We start from the raw sequence: 18,295 nt of genomic DNA, 5'->3' as shown, positions 1-18,295 counted from the left end.
CTCGTGCACAAAAAATTCATTAGGTGAGGGAGTGAATGAATGAAGACTATGAAGCCTTTATCACATGAACAGACTCTAATAATAGATATTCTGAAAATGGCAGTAAGTAATATGCATGATGATAAATCAGACAATAAGTTAGTGATTGATTTTTCAAATGTAAATTGGTTTGCTTTTTATAAACTTATCAATGAACAAGGAATATTCCCATTTATATATAAAAAAATTAATGAATATATTCCAAATGAAATATTTCCGATGTTTCTTGAAGAATATAAAAAGCACATCCAGTACATTGATTTATTAATAGATGAAATCAAGGAAGTTGCAGAGCTTGCACAAAGGCAGAATATTCATTTGGTTGTTTCAAAAGGTGTTGTACTTTCAAAATTAATTTATGATGACGTGTATGTCAGAAAAGCCGGAGATATTGATACATACTTAAATGATAACGATGTCCCTGTCATGCATTCAATACTAATAGAACACGGGTACATTCATAAAGCAACAAAAAATAATGAAGAACATACGCTACCATTCCCAATATTAAAATATAGTTATGTTCACCATGAGTATTGGGAATACATTAAAGAAGTATCAAAAAAAGAGTATGTATATTTAGAATTGCAGAGATTTATCCAAAACAAAATAACTCATCAAATGCAGGACTTTCTCAATGGGTTTCAAATGATGGAGTTAAATGGTGCAGTTATTAAAACTTTTGATGTTGAGCATTCCCTACTGTTATTAACAATTAACACATATGTGGATTCACAGTGGTTTAATAGTGGGCCAAGATTAAAAGGATATTTTGATATTTGTAATTATTACACTAAATTTTCCAAATATATAGATTGGGACCGAATTTACTCTCTTTCAGATAAATACAATATTCACGAAGTTATTTATAGAGTATTATCTGATGTTAACGAAATATTTAATGATTGCATCGATATAAGGATTATTCAACTATTTAAATCTGACACCTCCAATAAACTTTTTTTTGAATGGAATACTCCCGTTCTACTAAGGATATTTCAAAGTGAACTTGATCATGAAAGAAGTATAAAAAAACAACTGATAGACAGATGCTTCAGTCACAATAATCCCAACTTTATTGCTCCTAAAATTGTTGATTTTACTGGAGGTGACTATGACAAATTTATTGATGTGAAGTATGGGTTTTCCTTTCAATTCGGGTTTAAACGATCTTCATCCTGCTTAATTCTTGAACTACATTTTGAACAGAGATTTTTTGACTCACTGGAAGATTTTTTGCTGGATATTGCTTTTATAAATGAGGATTATAATGAATCAAATTTATGTAAATATGCTTTTTGTATAGTAAAAAATGAGGGCCATATTAAAGCAAATAATGTTGATGAAACAGAAAATAAGGACTGCGAAATTATTATGACATCAGATTTAATTTATACAATATCGATACCCTATAATTTAATTGGCGTCGACAAGAATGATCTCCCCGTCAAATTAGCCTACAACGTTAGCTTGTCCGAACGGATGCACAAGAACGTAATGCTCTTAATAAGTGAACATTGGTATTTTAATTTAGAGTATTGGGAAAATCCTCCAATTATTCAGCTGCAAACTTAAGTTACTATTTAAATTCCCGCTCAAAATATACCTACACAGGCTCATTGACGGCAAACGCCTTAAAAATCGCTTTTTGTTCCTTGGTGAGCTGCCTAGGGGGATGGTTTTTACATTGTAAGGTTAATAATCAAGGTAAGCATTTAATTATTTCGAGGTGGAAAATGATTGAACTCAAAAATATAGCTAGAAAAATAATTGCAGATAAAATTGGTGATTCCGATATCATTGATCTACCTATTATTGCATCCGGGATGCTTAATAGAATTTATGGCATAAAACTAGCTACGGGACAAACTCCCTTTGTTTTGCGAGAACGTGTCTTTGAGGATGACGAGTACGGTCAAGAATTCGCTGCAGAACGTTTAGCCTACATGCTATTCGATAAAGAGGATGTCAAAGCACCTGAACTAATATCTTACGAGCCGGATTTGTATAAAAATAAAATTGCCGTATTTGATTATATAGAAGGACAAACGTTTGATATATATTTAAAGAAAAAATTTAAAGATGAATCTACAGTGATGGAGTGTCTGAAGAATCTTGCTGGGCAGGTTGCGAAAATACATAAATGTTACTCAAATGGATTTGGCACGCTAGATAGAATTACACACTCTAGCTACGATGCATCTGCATTTTGGGAATCAATATTTGATAAAGAAGTCATAGCGATCCATAAATATTTTCCTGAGTCAAGCGTAAACCTTAGGAAGACTATTAAAGCTTGGATTAGTGTAATAAATGATTCTCCGAAGGAGCTTACGAGATCATGCCTTGTACATGGAGATTTACACTTTAAAAATATCGTAATTCGTGATGATATTCCGTATTTAATTGACTGGGAATGTTCAAGGTTTCGCAGCTCTTCATATGACCTAGCTCAAATTATGCAAAACAATCTGGGTAGAAACCCAAAACTTTTGAAGTGTTTTCTTGAATGTTACATTAAATCAAGAAATTTAGAAGATAGCTATATGCCTTATTTGAAGAATCTTATTTCTATCTTTGGATCTTATTGGACCATACGGATGGCTAATTTTATCATCAGTTCAAACCTTCCATTATATGATTATTTCGGAACTAGAGATTATTATGTAGATTATTTAAAAAATTCAGAATTTATGGCGTATAAATGAGTGGCAAAGTAACGGAATCTTGGATAGATAAAAATAAAATTTTCAACAAGGAAAAGGAGTCGAAATATGATAAACGATTTTTTATATGATAACCCAGAGTTTTATGAAGTAGTATTTCCACCCAGAGGAAAAAGTGAGTTTTGTATGAGAATATTTGAGAAATACTCAACAGAGACACCATCGTCTATTTTGGATATCGGTTGTGGCACGGGAAGAGACTTGGCTGACTTCTCTAAACATTATCCCGATTGTGTAGGGTTCGACGCTGCACAGAGCATGGTGTCATACGCAAAGAAAAAAAATCCCGAGTTGAATGTATTTACTGGTGATATGCGGTCATTCCGTCTTTCCCGTACCTTTGATGTTATCTGTGCTTTGGGTGGATGCATGAACTTTGCGCTTTCAAATGAAGACCTTGATGCAACATTTAAAACATATCAAAGTCATGCTCACAAAGGCTCGTTATTATTATTGCAGCCATTAAATCCGTCAGATTATTTTGGTGAGTTTAGAGTGCCGAAAAATTTTTTTATGCCTTACAATGATTCAATGGCAGTTGGAGAAATGAGCTACAAACTTTTAAAGTTACAGCAAGTTGTAGAAAGAACACGAACATGGACTGTGGAAGGTCAAAATGAAACATTTAATGATTCCATGAGTTATCGGATCATATTTCCAGCAGAAATATCCTACTTTCTTAATCAAAATGGATTTGATGTATTGGATATTTTTGAATCTGATGGAAGTGCATCCTATGCCAATAAATCTATGTATGTTGTTGCGAGGTATAACGGATGCTAACATCGAAGTCTATTAACTTATTTAAAAATGAGCTTTATTGGGAGAAAGCATGTCGCTTCTTTTCGCTATCCGGTTACATGAATTCAAAGGGAAGCTATTTTATCCACAACAAAAATAAAAAGCAAGTACATATCGGTATTAAATCACAAAATAGCTTGATAGTAGACGAAAAATTCGAAGCCTGCAGTAAAGCATTAAGAAAAGATGACTCTAAGAATATATATAGAAATTCAGTATATAAACACATAGAGGAAAAAACGGATACGACTGCACCTTGCTTTTTTCTATTAAGTCCAGATATTGAACGAAAACATAACGACCCTCAAATCCCTAATATTATATTGGTCCAGCCTGTAATTGAATTTGTATTTTCCCCTGAACATGTTGATGGCTGTCTTAGCTATGCTAAAAACAATGATTCAAAAAATAAAGGTGAGGAAATATTAAAAGCCTTCCAAGAAAAGAGAACCCATGATTATAAATACTTTATACCCAACCAAATTGAATCATATGAAGACATAATTTCTAATTGGTCAAGCAAAGATAATGATGAATCGTTCTTGGCACGCATTGAAGGGGCCATAAAATTACTTGCAGGCTTTCCCGATGGTAAAATGTGCCTTACACGATCCTATCAATATAAATTAACTCAAAAACGTAACGCTTTTGAGTTATACGAACACTATGTGCGATTTCTTGGTGATTATGCGTGTAGTCATTTTTTTTGTATTCAGCCGAACTATTTCTCATTGGGGTGTACACCAGAAAATGTATTTGAAATAAACGATGGAAATCTTTCGGCGGATGTTGTGGCTGGTACCTGCAAGGCTAGCCTAGATAATGAATTTATCGAAAATGAATTGGTAAGCAACGCAAAACAGATAAAAGAACATAGTACATCTCTGAGTAGGCGTCCTAGACGTTATGAACAGTATTGCGTTGATGGTTCTCTTAAACTAGCCAGTCAGTTCAATATTAAAAGACTTCGTAATGTATTCCATTTTCACTCAATAATTAACGGTAAGCTAAATCCTGATGTTACGGCTTTTGATATTTTCGAAAATATTTTCCCTTTACTATCATGTAATCCAAAAGAGCTATTGCCATTTTATGATGAAATGGAGAGGGAACCCCACAGATTTTATGGTGGTATCGTGGGGCGCTCGATGCGGGATTCAAGTGGATGCTTTTTGAATTTACGAAATGCACTAATATTAGATGACGTCATTTACACGAAAGTTGGTGTTGGTGTTCTTCCAGAATCCGATGCGCAGAGTGAATTACTAGAAACGAAAAATAAAATATCCGCATTAATGGAATCTGTATTTCTTTGGGAACAGTGTAGAAAATAGAACGATATGATATCTAGTGAAAGATGCACAGATAAATAAAACGAGGAGCGATAATTAATATGATAAGAGTTAAAATCTGTGGAATTACAAGTGAAGAAGATGCTATAAATGCGGTTAAGGCAGGCGCTGATGCTATTGGCCTGCAATTTGTGGAAGGTTCTGCGCGAGCAGTGAGTGTTGAAACAGCTATACACATAAGAAAAGTGATCCCGCCGTTTGTTTCAGTAGTTGGTGTATTTAAAAATGAAGATAAAGAAAGCATTATGAATATAGTTGAACGTGTTGGGCTAGATTATGTTCAGCTACATGGTAGTGAATCACCGGATTTTGTAAACAACCTTCCTGTTAAAACTATTAAAACAATTGGAGTTAATAGAAAAGAAGACCTGATTGGGTTAGAAAAATATGTATCAAATGCCATACTGCTTGATTCAAAGATTGGAGATCAATGTGGTGGTACGGGTAAAACGTTCAATTGGTCCTTACTCAATGAGTTTGAAAAAACTACTCCTATCATACTTGCTGGTGGGTTATGCGAAACAAATATTGTAGAAGCTATTAAAACCGTTAAACCCGATGTTGTCGATCTGTGTACGGGTGTAGAAGTAAAACCTGGGATAAAAAGCTATAAAAAAATGCTGGAGTTTGTTCGCATAGTTCGATGTACAGATTGGAATACCTAATTTAAATAAGTGCTGGAGGTATTGAATGAAAATTCACCTTAAAAAACATAATTACCCAGGTTTATTAATTGTCTCATGTGGTATAGATGGTGCTGGAAAGTCGTCTGCACTAGAAACATTTGTAGATAGTATTATTTCAGAAGGCCATAAAGAAACAGATATTGTTCGTTTAAGGCAGCCCTCAGATTGGTGGCGAACAGATAGACATGTTAGAAGCACTTTTCATAAACAAGGTGATGGTGAAATATTTGATGATTTTGCGCTAGGTGTTTTCGGTGCAGCGGATAGGCTCAATCAACAAGCGCTGCTTATTGAGCCTGCTCTTCGAGCTGGTAAAACAGTGGTTATTGATCGATACGTTTTTTGTCTATTTGCTTATTATATAGCAAAAAATGACGAAAACATTCTTTACTTAACTAGGTTGTGTGAGTTATTGTTTTGGCCAGACATTACGTTTATCCTAGATTGTCCCCCCGAAATTGCAATAAATCGTGTATCAAAGCGAGATGGAGCTAATGATGAGATGGCTGACCAGCAGATTGGGCCGACCACTAAGTTCAGGGACGCATATACTGCGCTTGCCCAAAATAATAATCTCAATATAATCTCTTCGATTGAAAATATAGAGAGGGTATCGCAAGAAATGATGAGGATATATAAGCGAATGCTTCAATTAAAATGAGACAAATTTGATATTGAAATTGTAAATAAGATCTAATTAAGGTTGTTATTCATAGGGGGTGACCTTTGTTGGGTATTAATGGAAAAAGACCGATCTATCTTGATTATCATGCAACAACGCCCGTTGATAACCGTATCGGCAGACAAATTCAGTACTATATGAGTGAATCCTTTGGTAATCCAAACAGTATAGAGCATATTTATGGGACTGAAGGACAATTGGCAGTTACTGAAGCTAAGCAATTTATTTCACAATTAGTTCACTGCTCCGTAAATGAAATTATATTCACTTCAGGTGCGACCGAAAGCATTAATTTAGCAATTCAAGGTATAATTCACGGTGCGAGTCGGAAGTCTTGTGTTAAGAAAAGAGTAATCGCTGTATCGCCGACAGAACATAAGGCTGTGTTAGAAACGTGCAATTATTTGCAAAGACAGGGTCTAGCCAGCGTTATCATGCTAGACGTAGACTCATACGGTCGGATAGATCTTCAGCATCTTGTTAGAGTCTGTTCAGCCCAACCAGATCTTCTCTGTGTAATGGCGGCTAATAACGAAATTGGGACTATTAATGATATAAAGTCGATAAGTTCCATTGCTAAAGAATATGATATCCCTTTTCTTTGTGATGCTAGTCAAGCCGTCGGTAGAATTCATATTGATTTTGAGGAGTTAGGAATTACTTTTTTAGCATTTACATCACATAAAATATATGGACCGAAAGGTATAGGAGCCTTAATAATAAAAAATGGCACGGAAGTGGAGCCGCTTTTCTTTGGGGGGGGGCAACAAAGAAACATTCGTCCGGGAACTCTTAATGTGCCTGGCATAGTCGGTCTGGGTGAAGCTTGCAGACTTAGAAGCCTAGAAATGATTAAAGACGAATATCAAATAATGCTTAGAAGAGATAAATTACAAGATCTATTGTTATCTTTAATACCAGAAATTCGAATTAATGGAGATGTACAGAATCGTCTGTCTGGTAATCTGCATATATCAATTCCAGGTATTAGTAATGGAGACATCATAACACTTTTGAGGTCTAAGATCGCAATCTCAAGCGGATCGGCTTGTTCTTCGAGCTCGCCATTACCATCACACGTTCTTAAGGCGATAGGATTACCAGATGAGCAAATTAGATCATCATTACGAATAGGGTTAGGGAAATATACATCAAACGAGGATGTGGAACAGGCTGCCAATATCATAGCAGAATCAGTAAAAAAACTTCGTGGATCAACGAACAGAGTGACCTATTCAATTTAATCATATGGAATGAGGTGAATAGAATGCTGACCAAGGAACAATGGACAAGATACAACAGGCAAGTAATTTTACCCCAAATTGGTGTTGAGGGACAAAAAAGATTACTCGATTCCCGAGTACTAGTAATTGGTGCTGGTGGACTAGGGGCACCTGTACTAGCATATTTGACATCTGCGGGCGTAGGTACCATCGGCATCGTTGATGCGGATGCTGTGGAAATGAGTAATTTGCAAAGGCAGATTATTCATTCTGAGTATAGTATTGGGAGACAGAAGACAAGTTCTGCAATAGGTTTTTTATCCCAACTAAATTCGGAGATTTGTATTAATGAGCACCCGGTTTTTTTATCCCCGGAGAATGCGAAAGACATTATCGGCGAATATGACCTAATAATTAATGGAACGGACAACTTTCCAACTAGATATTTAGTTAATGATTGCTGCGTACTCTTACAAAAACCACTTATTGATGCTTCTGTTTTAAAATTCGATGGACAAGCTACTGTCTTTTTACCGGGAGAAGGCTGTTATCGTTGTCTTTATCCTTCTATTCCATCCAGATCAATAATAAAAAATTGTTCTGAAAACGGTGTGATAGGACCGTTAGTGGGAATGATGGGTTCTTTGCAGGCAGTAGAAGCGCTTAAGGTGCTATTAAGAATAGGCAATCCATTATCAGGAAAGTTAATCATGTTCGATTCGTTTAATGGGGAATTCAACTCAATTAAATGGAGTAAAAACCCTAAATGTCCTTTATGTGGTGACAATCCAACGATTACCGACTTGAGTGATGATTACGGAATAAACTGTGAGACTAAACAAATTGATTACTCAGATGAGTGGGATTTAGATTTGGAGACGTTAAATAACATGAGACCTTTCCCTGACATCATCGATCTACGCGATAATGTTGAATTTCATGGCAAATTGCCTTTACATAACTCTAAGATCATATCGTTTGAAGAGGTGTTAATTCAATTTGAATCATGGGATCGAGAAAGGTTGATAGTATTTATTTGCGATATTGGCATTCGGAGCAGTGCGTTAACTGAGATGTTGCGATCTAAAGGATTTAAATTAGTGTATCATTTAAGAGGTGGGATTTCCCATTGGCTATGAGATATTCATACTTAATTGTGACGCAAGTATAAGGGCCGGACGATGGATTGTAACATCTGATTTTATCATTTTTTATACGAGTGAAGGAGTGAGTAACAATGAAAATTAATACTTGCTATTATGCAACTTTTAGGGAAAAAACGAAAAAATCAGATGAGGTTATAGAGACTAGTGCTAAAAACATACGTGAATTATATGAGGAATTAACTAGAAAGTATAATTTTGAATTAACTTTAAATGAAATATTAGTTTCAGTAAACAATGAGAATCAATTTGATTTTGATTATATTGTCAAAGACAATGACACTATCGTATTTTTACACGCAATGTCTGGCGGATGATATTCTTCAATTATTTTCAGGTATAACAAAGGAGTGAGATCAGGACAGGAGGAGAAACATGTGTAAGTTGATTTTTAAAAATAGAGAACATGCTGGATTACTACTGCTAGAAACTATGAAAAATATTGTTCATGACAACATGCTGTTTGCTACGATACCAAATGGGGGGATTGCTGTAGCCAAATCAATTACTAATATATTCAACGTACCACTCCATGTTGTATTATCAAAAAAAATTCCTTTACAAGGGATCCCATACGTTGGATTGGGTTCCGTATCAGAACATTATGAAATGTTTAATGAAGAGAGGATTAGCGATTTAAAATTGTCTCCCCAAATGATTGAAGAATTCAAGAAAATTCCTTTAGAAAGTATAAATAAAAAGCGAAAGTCCTTCTCACGATATATTCCAAATCCCTGTGTGTATACGGATAAGACTGTAGTTATTATAGACGATGGTATCGCTTCAGGTTATACTATGATGTCGGCAATAAAAGAAATAAAACAATCGGAGCCGAGACGTTTAATTGTCGCTACACCGGTGATCTTTTCTCATACGAAAAAAGTTCTAGAAGATACTGGTGCAAGTATACACTATTATTATATGTCCGACAATATTAGATTTGTTGTAGATGAATTCTATGAAACTTTCGAAGAAATAACTGACTATCAAGCATTAAGTCTATTAGATTAATGACATACAGAGACTAAAATTATAGTAAGAACAGTCAAGTAAAGGGGCTGTTCTTTTTTCTATTCCATTATTCATTTATGTTAATATAAGGATATATCTCTTAAGGAGTCACGCATTATGGAAGGAGAAAAACAATGAAACTCGGTAAATCATCAGCCTTCCTGAGGAATATGAAGCCTACTAATTATTCATGCTTAATGACTGATTCCAAACACACAGAGGTGTTCCATGAAGCAAGGTCTTTATGAACAGATCATCAATAACGGAACGTTGAGGCAGCTGGGAGCATTAGATCCGTCAGCTTATGATATTGGCAAGGAGCCGCTTGATCCGGAGGAAGCACGGAAGCTGCTTTCCAATTATATCGCGACGGTCATTCGCCGAGCCTTAAAGCTGGTGCGTGAGAGTTCCAGCAGCGACGAGGAAGCGGTACTAGCGCAGGTTCGAGCCTGCAACGAAATGATTGCCTCGCTCCGAAACAGTCTCGATCATCAGGATTATGAGGAGCTGGAGCTGCACGAGCAAGGGGAAATCCTTACCTACGTGTATGCCAAGCTGAATTCTCATCGCGCGATCAAAAATGATAAGATTGTGCGTCCAACAACGCCGCTATCCCAAAGCTCGCTTTTCACAGGCTCACATGCCGAGCCCAATATGTTAAACGAATTAAAGCAGGAAATTGTAACGGCGGACCGCATTGAATTTCTCGTTTCTTTTATCAAATGGAGTGGACTCCGTTGTCTCATGGAGCAGCTTGAGCTATTTACCGCACGAGGCGGGCAACTGCGAGTTATTACAACAACCTATATGGAAGCGACCGATTTCAAAGCAGTTATGGAGCTAAGCAAGCTGCCGAATACGGAAATCAAAATCTCCTATGATAGCAGTCGTACAAGATTGCATGCCAAAGCTTATGTTTTCAAAAGGGATACGGGATTTACGACCGCTTATGTCGGTTCATCCAATCTTTCAAACCCGGCGCTTACAAGTGGGCTAGAGTGGAATTTGAAGGTAACGGAGAAGGATTCCTACGACGTGCTGAAAAAAATCGAAGCGACGTTCGAGAGCTATTGGAATGATCGTGAGTTTACCAGCTATTCAGCTGACGAACCGGAGCATGAAGACCGACTAAAGCAAGCACTGGGGAAACGGGATAAAAATGACCCCAATCAAGAAACGATGTATTTTGCCTTCAATATTATGCCTTACGATTATCAGAAGGAAATCCTCGAGAAGCTGGAAGCGGAGAGAACGTTATACGGCAGGTCGAAAAACTTGCTTGTCGCCGCTACAGGTGTAGGCAAAACGGTCATTTCCGCTTTTGACTACCGACGGTTTACTCAGCGGAACGCCCGAGCGAGGCTGTTATTCGTGGCTCATCGGGAAGAGATTTTGAAGCAAAGCCTGGACACGTTTCGTTTTGTTTTGAAGGACTTGAACTTTGGTGAGCTGCATGTCGGGAGCCATCAGGCTGGGTCTATTGAGCACCTTTTTATCAGTATTCAAAGCTTTAATACGCTTAAGTTAACGGAGCATACAACAGCGGACTTCTACGATTTTATTATTGTGGATGAGTTCCACCACGCGGCGGCGCCAACCTATCAGAAGCTTTTGGCCCATTACAGGCCGAGCATTTTACTGGGCTTAACGGCAACGCCTGAACGGATGGATGGCAAGGATGTGCTGCATTATTTCGACGATACGATTGCAGCGGAAATTCGTCTGACGGATGCGATTGATCGCAAATTGCTTTGTCCGTTTCAATATTTTGGGGTGAGCGATCATGTGGATTTGTCTCAGGTGAAATGGTCAAGGCGCGGCTACGATCTGCAAGAGCTTGAAAACCTCTATACGAACAACAAAATTCGAGCCACACAAATCATTAACAGCTTGAAAAAATATGTGACCGATGTAGACGATGTAAAGGGTCTTGGGTTTTGTGTAGGGGTTAACCATGCGCTTTATATGGCTAAAGTCTTTAATGAAGCGGGGATTCCAGCGCAAGCGCTGCATGGCGGTTCAAGTGAACAAGACCGGAATCAAGTCAAGCATAAGCTCGTAAATGGCGAGCTGAAAATGATTTTTGTCGTAGACCTCTATAATGAGGGTGTCGATATACCAGAAGTGAATACGGTGTTGTTCCTGCGACCAACGGAAAGTCTGACGGTTTTTTTGCAGCAATTAGGCCGGGGCCTCCGTTTGGCGGAAGGGAAGGAATGCTTGACGGTTCTTGATTTTATTGGCCAATCGCATAAGGACTACAATTTTCAAGATAAGTTTCGAGCGATATTGGGAAAAACGAAGCATTCTGTCCAGCATTATGTCGAGCATGGTTTTTCGAGTCTGCCGAAGGGCAGCTTTATTCAGCTAGAGAAGCTGGCCAAAACCTTCATTCTACAAAATTTGAAGCAGGCAACGATAAACAGAAGAAGTCTGATTTATAAGCTGAAATATTTTGCAGGGGACACGGGACTTGAGCTGACGCTTGAGAATTTTGTCCAATACCATGGAATGACCTTGCAGGAGCTTTATGGCGGGAGAACAGGGAAACGTTCCTTTCGAGGCTTGATGGTGGAAGCAGAGGTTCTGGATGCTTTTGAAATGGAGCAGGAGGATTATTTAGTCAAACGCTTGCCTGCCTTGCTAAGCCTTAACTCACGCAGGCTATTAAAATTCCTCATTGCTTACCTATCCGGTGAAAAAAGCGTGGCTGCAGACGAAGAGCAGCTTATGCTGAATCTGTTCTACTACACGTTCTACTCATCAGAGCCGAGCAAGCAGGGCTTTACGAGTATCGAGCAGGGTATTCAATTTATTATTTCCTGCCAAGCGTTCCGGGAAGAAATCATTGATATTTTATCCTATAATGAGAAGCATATAAACTTTGTTGACGAGTTCAATGCTTTTCCATACGCGTGTCCATTGGATTTGCATTGCAGGTATTCGACCAATCAAATATTAGCGGCTTTTGGGGTTTGGAACGAGGATAAGGCGCCAAGCTTCCGGGAGGGCGTGAAGTATTTGGAGGACAAGGGCACGGATATTTTCTTTATTACGCTCAATAAATCAGATAAGGATTTCTCGCCGTCCACCCTGTATGAAGACTATGCAATCAACGAGAGATTGTTCCATTGGCAGACCCAAAGCCGTATCTCGGAGGAGACGAAAACCGCTCAAAGATATATTCATCATAAGCAGCTTGGCCATCGCATTGCCTTATTCGTTCGGGAATACAAGGAAGAGCATAACTTCACGTCGCCGTTTATGTTTTTAGGAGAAGTGGAGTATGTGAGACATGAGGGAAATAAGCCGATGAGCTTTGTGTGGCGCTTGAAGAAGGAAATGCCTCCTGCCTTAGTGCCAGCAGCGAATAAAGCCATTGTTTAGGAGGAGGTAATTGGAATGCTTGAGGTGGCTGCAGCTATTATCAGCAATGAACAGAATCAGCTCTTAATCGCTCGGCGCAAAAAAGGAAAGTCTCAGGAAGGACTATGGGAGTTTCCTGGCGGGAAAATCGAGCAGGGAGAAACGGCGCAGTCCTGTCTCCGCAGAGAGCTGCTGGAAGAGATGCAGATTGAAATTTTTCCTACGGAATGGTTTGGCGTGAATGACCATTATTATGGTACAACTCATATTCGGCTAGTTGCGTATAAAGCTTCATACATAAGCGGGGAAATTATTTTAGTCGATCATGATGATTATCGTTGGGTGAGTCGTGTGGAGCTGAAAGAATATAGCTTCGCGCCAGCAGATATGAAGTTTGTTGAGATGCTGGAGCAAGAAAGGAATAGAACGACTTAAAGCCGAATTTTGAACAAAAATATGACCGCTATTAGGTATAGGCGGTCGTATTTTTGTTGCTGTATAAAAGCTGCTCCTACAAGCTTGAAGGTAAACCATGCAGATACATAGTCGTACAATCTGTATTTTGAAGTAATGAGTGGATTGTTTTTATGTTTGGCTTTGTATAAATGACAGGATAATCGATTTCATCGTATTCCTCGCGTATAGGAAAAGCTAATTTCTCTTCCTCCAGTGAGAACTGAGCATCTACCCCCGATTTATTTCCCCGTGCATCTAATCGAATCCATTTTCCAATTGACCTAATATAAACAGCATTTAACGCATGGATAACGTACCCCGTATCTGGGGTATCTCCCAAAGTTAGACGTTGGTAACAGAACCCAGCCGGTATTCCTTGGCATCTTAATAATGCACACAAAAGGTTCGATTTTGCATAACAAATGCCTTCTTTGAAAAGAAGGACTTCAGATGCTCTGCACGTAACGCGAGAGCTTTGAATATCCACGGAATGAGAGATGTGATCACGAACAAATTCAAAGGCCGTTTTAACATAATCCATTTCATTTAATGATTGACTATATAATTCCGACGCTAAAGCTTTTATCGAAAAATGACCATAATCAACCTCTGTAGTTTCTTCTAAATAATCATCCAGGCTGCTGGACTCGCAAGTAAGCGTCATTCTAATTCCCCTCAAAGGTTTATTTGCATACTTCCATATTCGAAATAGCGATTTAATAATTATGCATTATTTTAAATAATTATTCAATAAAATTCAGACGCAATTACACGTTCTATTCGTTCGAGTCCTGCGAAGAGTACAACGATATTTAGAGGCGCTGGAGAGCGGGCATATTTTAGTCATGAAACGAGTGGCATACCAGCAATAGGCAAACAGATAAATAAGACGATTTCCAAACACCCGGAAGTCGTCTTTTTCCATGTCACAACCCCCAAATTCGGGAAACGGTCAATCCGTTTCAAATTGTAAATTGTCCATTTTCCGTAATTGGGCATCGTTTTTGGTTATTGAACATTGATGATCGGGGGCGATTTCGATAAATTGATGGAGTGAAAGCGGTTACGTAGTTGAAAAGATAATTCAAACGGTTCACCGAATAACATTTCGGGGGTTTGTGTTTTAGGGAGGGCAGATGGACGATCAGCATCAAGCTGTATAAATTTTCATAAGGAAGTGATGACACAATGGCAGCTCATGCACGAGCCAAGGCAGTAGATACAACACCGCTTTGGAAACATGTAAAAAAGGAATGGAAGCTGTATTCGTTCCTTATCATACCGGTAATTTACTTCCTCATTTTTAAGTATGCGCCGATGCTTGGGAACATTATTGCCTTCCGGAAGTATAGAGGCGGGCCGAATATTTTTGGCTCGGAATGGGTCGGGTTCACTTATTTTGAAATGTTTATGAAGGACCCGACGTTCTGGAGAGCCTTCTTCAATGACCTGAACCTCAGCGTGAGCTATCTGCTGGTCAAATTTCCGATTACGTTGATATTCGCACTGCTGCTCAACGAATTGCGAAGGGTCAAGTGGAAGAAGTTTGTGCAGACGGTATCGTATCTTCCTCATTTCATATCCATGGTCATCGTGGCGGGGATGGTGAAGGAGATCGTTTCCTTAACGGGACCGATTAACGGCGTATTGAACTCGTTTGGTCTAGAGCAAATTTCGTTTATCTCCTTGCCCGAATGGTTTCCGGCGATCTACGTCACCTCTGGTGTCTGGCAAAGTCTAGGCTGGGGAACGATCCTGTATTTGGCGGCGATGACCGGCATCAATCCGGCACTTTACGAAGCGGCGAAAATCGATGGAGCGAGCCGACTGCGACTCGCGATGCACGTCACGATTCCAGGCATTTTGCCGACGATCATGGTGCTCTTGATTTTGGATATCGGCAGCATTCTGGGCTCGAATTTCGAGAAAATCCTGCTTTTGTACAATCCGCTAACCTATGAAACGGCGGATGTCATCTCGACCTATGTTTACCGAATGGGTATTACCGGCGGCAACTTTAGTTATGCGACAGCGGTAGGGCTGTTCGAAGGCATCATTGGTTTAGTTTTAGTGACGACCGCAAATGCAGTATCGAAGCGGACGACGAAATCCAGCTTGTGGTAGAAAGGAGCCGTTCAAGTGAAACGAACCCGGGCTTTTAGCATTTTTAACCTCTTAAACGGACTATTTATGATTCTGGTTGTCATTTTCACCCTATATCCATTCGTCTATCTCGTGGCCCAGTCCTTCAGCTCGGAAGCTGCGATCTATGCGGGCAAGGTGACGATCTTTCCGGTGGAATTTACGACCAAAACGTACGAGGTCATCTTAAGCAAGCCTGACTTCTTCCGTTACTACTGGAATACGATTGTTTATTCGGTCATTGGCACGTTAATCGCGGTTGCTGCGACGGCTATTATGTCTTATCCGCTTTCAAAAGAAAAGCTGCGCCTCAATAAATTTTTTATACCGTTCGTGCTGTTTACGATGTATTTTGGCGGCGGTCTCATCCCTAACTATATTCTGATTGCAAAAACGTTGGAAATGAGAGATACGATCTGGGCCATCGTCATTCCGGGGGCGATCAGCGCCTTCAATGTGATTTTGATGAAGACGTTTTTCGCCGGCTTGCCCAGCGAGTTGGAAGAGGCGGGGCGCGTAGATGGCTTAGGCGTGTTTGGGATTTTCACACGAATTATTCTTCCGTTGTCCAAGCCGATTCTAGTCACCATTATGCTGTTCGTCATCGTCGGCATGTGGAACAACTGGTTTGGACCATCGCTCTATTTGCAGTCGAAGGAAAAATGGCCGGTTGCCTTGTATTTGAAGCAAATTATTGACAATGCGGTCAGTCCGACTGAAATCGGGGCTACGTCCGAGCAGACAAGCCAAATCGCAGCAAGCGTCAAATCAACAGCTATGGTTCTGACCTCGCTGCCTATTATTTGCATCTATCCGTTCATGCAGAGGTATTTTGTGCAGGGGATGATGATCGGGGCTGTCAAAGGTTAAGCGATATAATGGGGAGCGATTTAGACGTTTCCGTTATATATATAAAAAGCTCGTACCAAAAAGGGGAGGCAAAACGATGAAATTTGGTAAATCATTTGTAATGGGATTGCTGGCGCTGCTGCTCGTATTTATGACGGCATGCACGTCTGGAAGCGAAGGGACTTCGGGCGGCAATAACAAGCCCGCAGCATCATCGAACGGGGCAGGCACGACCGAGTCAGCAGCGGGCGAAGCTAAGGATTACACCTTTGGGGAAGATCAGACGTTCCACTCCAATGAAGCGGTGTCCTACTCGATGATGTACAGCGACCATGAGAATTACCCTTATAAAAAGGACTGGAGACTGTGGAGCGCGATTCAGGAAAAAACGAATGTGACCTTCGATTTGTCGATTACAGCTAGAACCGAATATGAAAATCAGAAGTCTTTGCTGGTAAATAGTGGCGATGCGCCTTATATTATTCCTAAGACATATGATGAATCCGCTTTCGTGGCAACGGGCCAAATCGTACCCGTCAGCGATTGGGTGCAATACATGCCGAACTATATGAAAGCCGTCAAAGATTGGGGAATGGAAGAGGATCTGAAGGCGAAGCTGAAGGAAGACGGAAAATATTACGTCCTTCCAGGCATGTGGGAGATCGCTGGCGGCGGTTATTCCTATATTATACGCAAAGACGTGTTCGAAGCGGCGGGAGTAGACGTCGAGGGCCAGCAAGGGAATTGGACGTATGAGGATTTCTACGCAGCGATGAAGAAGGTTAAAGAGCATACGGGGGCAAAATACGTCATCTCCGATCAATTCAAGGGCGAATCGGCTCTAGGCATAACGGGCGTGCAATATGGCGTCACCGGAGGATGGGCATTATCTAATGGCCTGAGCTATGACCATGACAAGCAGCAGTTCTCATTTGCCGACAACTCGGAGGACTTTAAAGAGTATCTTGGTTATTTCAATAAGCTGGTTACTGAAGGCATTATGGACCCTGAAACCTTTACACAAGAAGACGATGTGGCCAAAGCGAAATTTTTCAAAGGCGACACTTATGTGATAAGCGGGATCTATCAGGTATTGGCTGATTTCAAGAGCAAAATGCAGGATCCGAACAGCGAATTATATATGATTACCCAGCCCGGCGGGCCAAAAGGACAGCTCCAGGTCGAGACCTCTCGTTTGGAAAACGGCATTATGATCAGCCAGAACGCGCTTGATGATTTGGGCGAGGAAGGTTTTATTAAAATGCTTCGTTTCATAGACTGGTTCTGGTACTCCAATGAAGGTCAAATGCTCAGCCTATGGGGCGTAGAAGGTGAGACGTATACGCTTGATGCAGACGGTAATGTCGTGCTTAACCCAGACATTTATTACAACGGAATGAATGAAGGCGCAGCTAAGCAACTGAACGTTGATTATGGCTTTGCCGGAGGAATGTTCGCTTATGGCGGCTCTGAGAAGCTGAGAATGTCCAAGATGACCGAAGGTGAGCAGGACTTTGTGAAGCGTGTCCAAGCGACAAGGGAGCCGCGCAAGCTTGCGCCGCCTATCATGGCGACTACGGAGGAAAGTGAACAGATGAAGTTGATCTCGACGCCGCTTATGGATTATGTCAAGACGATGACATTAAAGTTTATTCTTGGGCAAGAAAGCTTCGACAAGTGGGACAATTATAAGGCTCAGGTTGAAGCGAATGGCAGCACGCGTTATACGGATATGGCAAATGATATTTTCCTGAAGACGAAAAGCGTATTAGGCTATTAATTTCTAAAATCAAAGGGCT

The 18,295-nt window shown here is 39.8% G+C and carries 16 protein-coding genes; 15 read left to right on the top strand and 1 reads right to left on the bottom strand.

The features are described 5' to 3' along the window. Positions 1-39: 39 nt before the first annotated feature. From ABEW34_RS14090 to mutT, 12 genes are all read left to right on the top strand, one after another. Positions 40-1,614, top strand: coding sequence for a nucleotidyltransferase family protein (locus ABEW34_RS14090; protein ID WP_430159767.1), 1,575 nt, complete (start codon positions 40-42; stop codon positions 1,612-1,614). A 161-nt stretch (positions 1,615-1,775) separates the two neighbouring features. Beyond that, positions 1,776-2,747, top strand: coding sequence for an aminoglycoside phosphotransferase family protein (locus tag ABEW34_RS14085; RefSeq protein ID WP_430159764.1), 972 nt, complete (start codon positions 1,776-1,778; stop codon positions 2,745-2,747). Between the two features lie 66 nt (positions 2,748-2,813). After that, complete coding sequence (locus tag ABEW34_RS14080; protein WP_430159761.1) at positions 2,814-3,548, top strand: class I SAM-dependent methyltransferase; 735 nt, start codon at positions 2,814-2,816, stop codon at positions 3,546-3,548. Continuing rightward, positions 3,542-4,900, top strand: coding sequence for a chorismate-binding protein (locus tag ABEW34_RS14075; protein WP_430159758.1), 1,359 nt, complete (start codon positions 3,542-3,544; stop codon positions 4,898-4,900). The genes ABEW34_RS14080 and ABEW34_RS14075 overlap by 7 nt, the downstream gene beginning before the upstream one ends. Before the next feature lie 59 nt (positions 4,901-4,959). Next, the gene (locus ABEW34_RS14070; RefSeq protein ID WP_430159757.1) at positions 4,960-5,583 is read left to right on the top strand and encodes a phosphoribosylanthranilate isomerase; all 624 of its coding nucleotides are present in this window, start codon (positions 4,960-4,962) and stop codon (positions 5,581-5,583) included. 25 nt (positions 5,584-5,608) lie between these two features. Then, a complete protein-coding gene (tmk, locus tag ABEW34_RS14065) occupies positions 5,609-6,265 on the top strand; it encodes a dTMP kinase (RefSeq protein ID WP_430159754.1) in 657 nt (218 codons plus the stop codon). 68 nt (positions 6,266-6,333) lie between these two features. Next, positions 6,334-7,530, top strand: coding sequence for a cysteine desulfurase family protein (locus ABEW34_RS14060; protein ID WP_430159751.1), 1,197 nt, complete (start codon positions 6,334-6,336; stop codon positions 7,528-7,530). Positions 7,531-7,553: 23 nt separating this feature from the next. Further along, complete coding sequence (moeB, locus tag ABEW34_RS14055) at positions 7,554-8,648, top strand: molybdopterin-synthase adenylyltransferase MoeB (protein WP_430159748.1); 1,095 nt, start codon at positions 7,554-7,556, stop codon at positions 8,646-8,648. 98 nt (positions 8,649-8,746) lie between these two features. Next, the gene (locus ABEW34_RS14050; protein WP_430159745.1) at positions 8,747-8,989 is read left to right on the top strand and encodes a MoaD/ThiS family protein; all 243 of its coding nucleotides are present in this window, start codon (positions 8,747-8,749) and stop codon (positions 8,987-8,989) included. Positions 8,990-9,047: 58 nt separating this feature from the next. Then, the gene (locus ABEW34_RS14045; protein WP_430159743.1) at positions 9,048-9,683 is read left to right on the top strand and encodes a phosphoribosyltransferase family protein; all 636 of its coding nucleotides are present in this window, start codon (positions 9,048-9,050) and stop codon (positions 9,681-9,683) included. Between the two features lie 228 nt (positions 9,684-9,911). Next, positions 9,912-13,070 (top strand): DUF3427 domain-containing protein, encoded by a 3,159-nt coding sequence (locus ABEW34_RS14040; protein ID WP_430159740.1) that lies wholly within the window; start codon positions 9,912-9,914, stop codon positions 13,068-13,070. Between the two features lie 15 nt (positions 13,071-13,085). Next, positions 13,086-13,484 carry an 8-oxo-dGTP diphosphatase MutT gene (gene mutT, locus ABEW34_RS14035; RefSeq protein WP_430159738.1) on the top strand — a complete coding sequence of 133 codons (399 nt, stop codon included), beginning with the start codon at positions 13,086-13,088 and terminating at the stop codon, positions 13,482-13,484. A gap of 76 nt (positions 13,485-13,560) precedes the next feature. Here the strand turns inward: mutT and ABEW34_RS14030 are convergent, their stop codons facing one another. Continuing rightward, positions 13,561-14,169, bottom strand: a complete 609-nt coding sequence (locus tag ABEW34_RS14030) for a transglutaminase-like domain-containing protein (RefSeq protein WP_430159735.1) — start codon at positions 14,167-14,169, stop codon at positions 13,561-13,563. A gap of 524 nt (positions 14,170-14,693) precedes the next feature. Here ABEW34_RS14030 and ABEW34_RS14025 point away from each other — a divergent pair. The 3 genes from ABEW34_RS14025 (at position 14,694) to ABEW34_RS14015 (ending at position 18,276) form a co-directional block, all read left to right on the top strand. Then, positions 14,694-15,629 carry an ABC transporter permease gene (locus ABEW34_RS14025; RefSeq protein WP_430159732.1) on the top strand — a complete coding sequence of 312 codons (936 nt, stop codon included), beginning with the start codon at positions 14,694-14,696 and terminating at the stop codon, positions 15,627-15,629. A gap of 15 nt (positions 15,630-15,644) precedes the next feature. Next, complete coding sequence (locus tag ABEW34_RS14020; RefSeq protein ID WP_430159729.1) at positions 15,645-16,517, top strand: carbohydrate ABC transporter permease; 873 nt, start codon at positions 15,645-15,647, stop codon at positions 16,515-16,517. Positions 16,518-16,593: 76 nt separating this feature from the next. Then, positions 16,594-18,276: a sugar ABC transporter substrate-binding protein gene (locus ABEW34_RS14015; RefSeq protein WP_430159726.1), complete on the top strand. Its 1,683-nt coding sequence runs from the start codon at positions 16,594-16,596 to the stop codon at positions 18,274-18,276. Positions 18,277-18,295: the final 19 nt, after the last annotated feature.

The organism is Paenibacillus algorifonticola, assembly GCF_050481745.1.
GTDB classification, from domain to species: domain Bacteria; phylum Bacillota; class Bacilli; order Paenibacillales; family Paenibacillaceae; genus Pristimantibacillus; species Pristimantibacillus algorifonticola_A.
The sequence above is the reverse complement of the archived record's forward strand: the minus strand, read 5'-3'. Positions and strand labels throughout refer to the sequence as shown.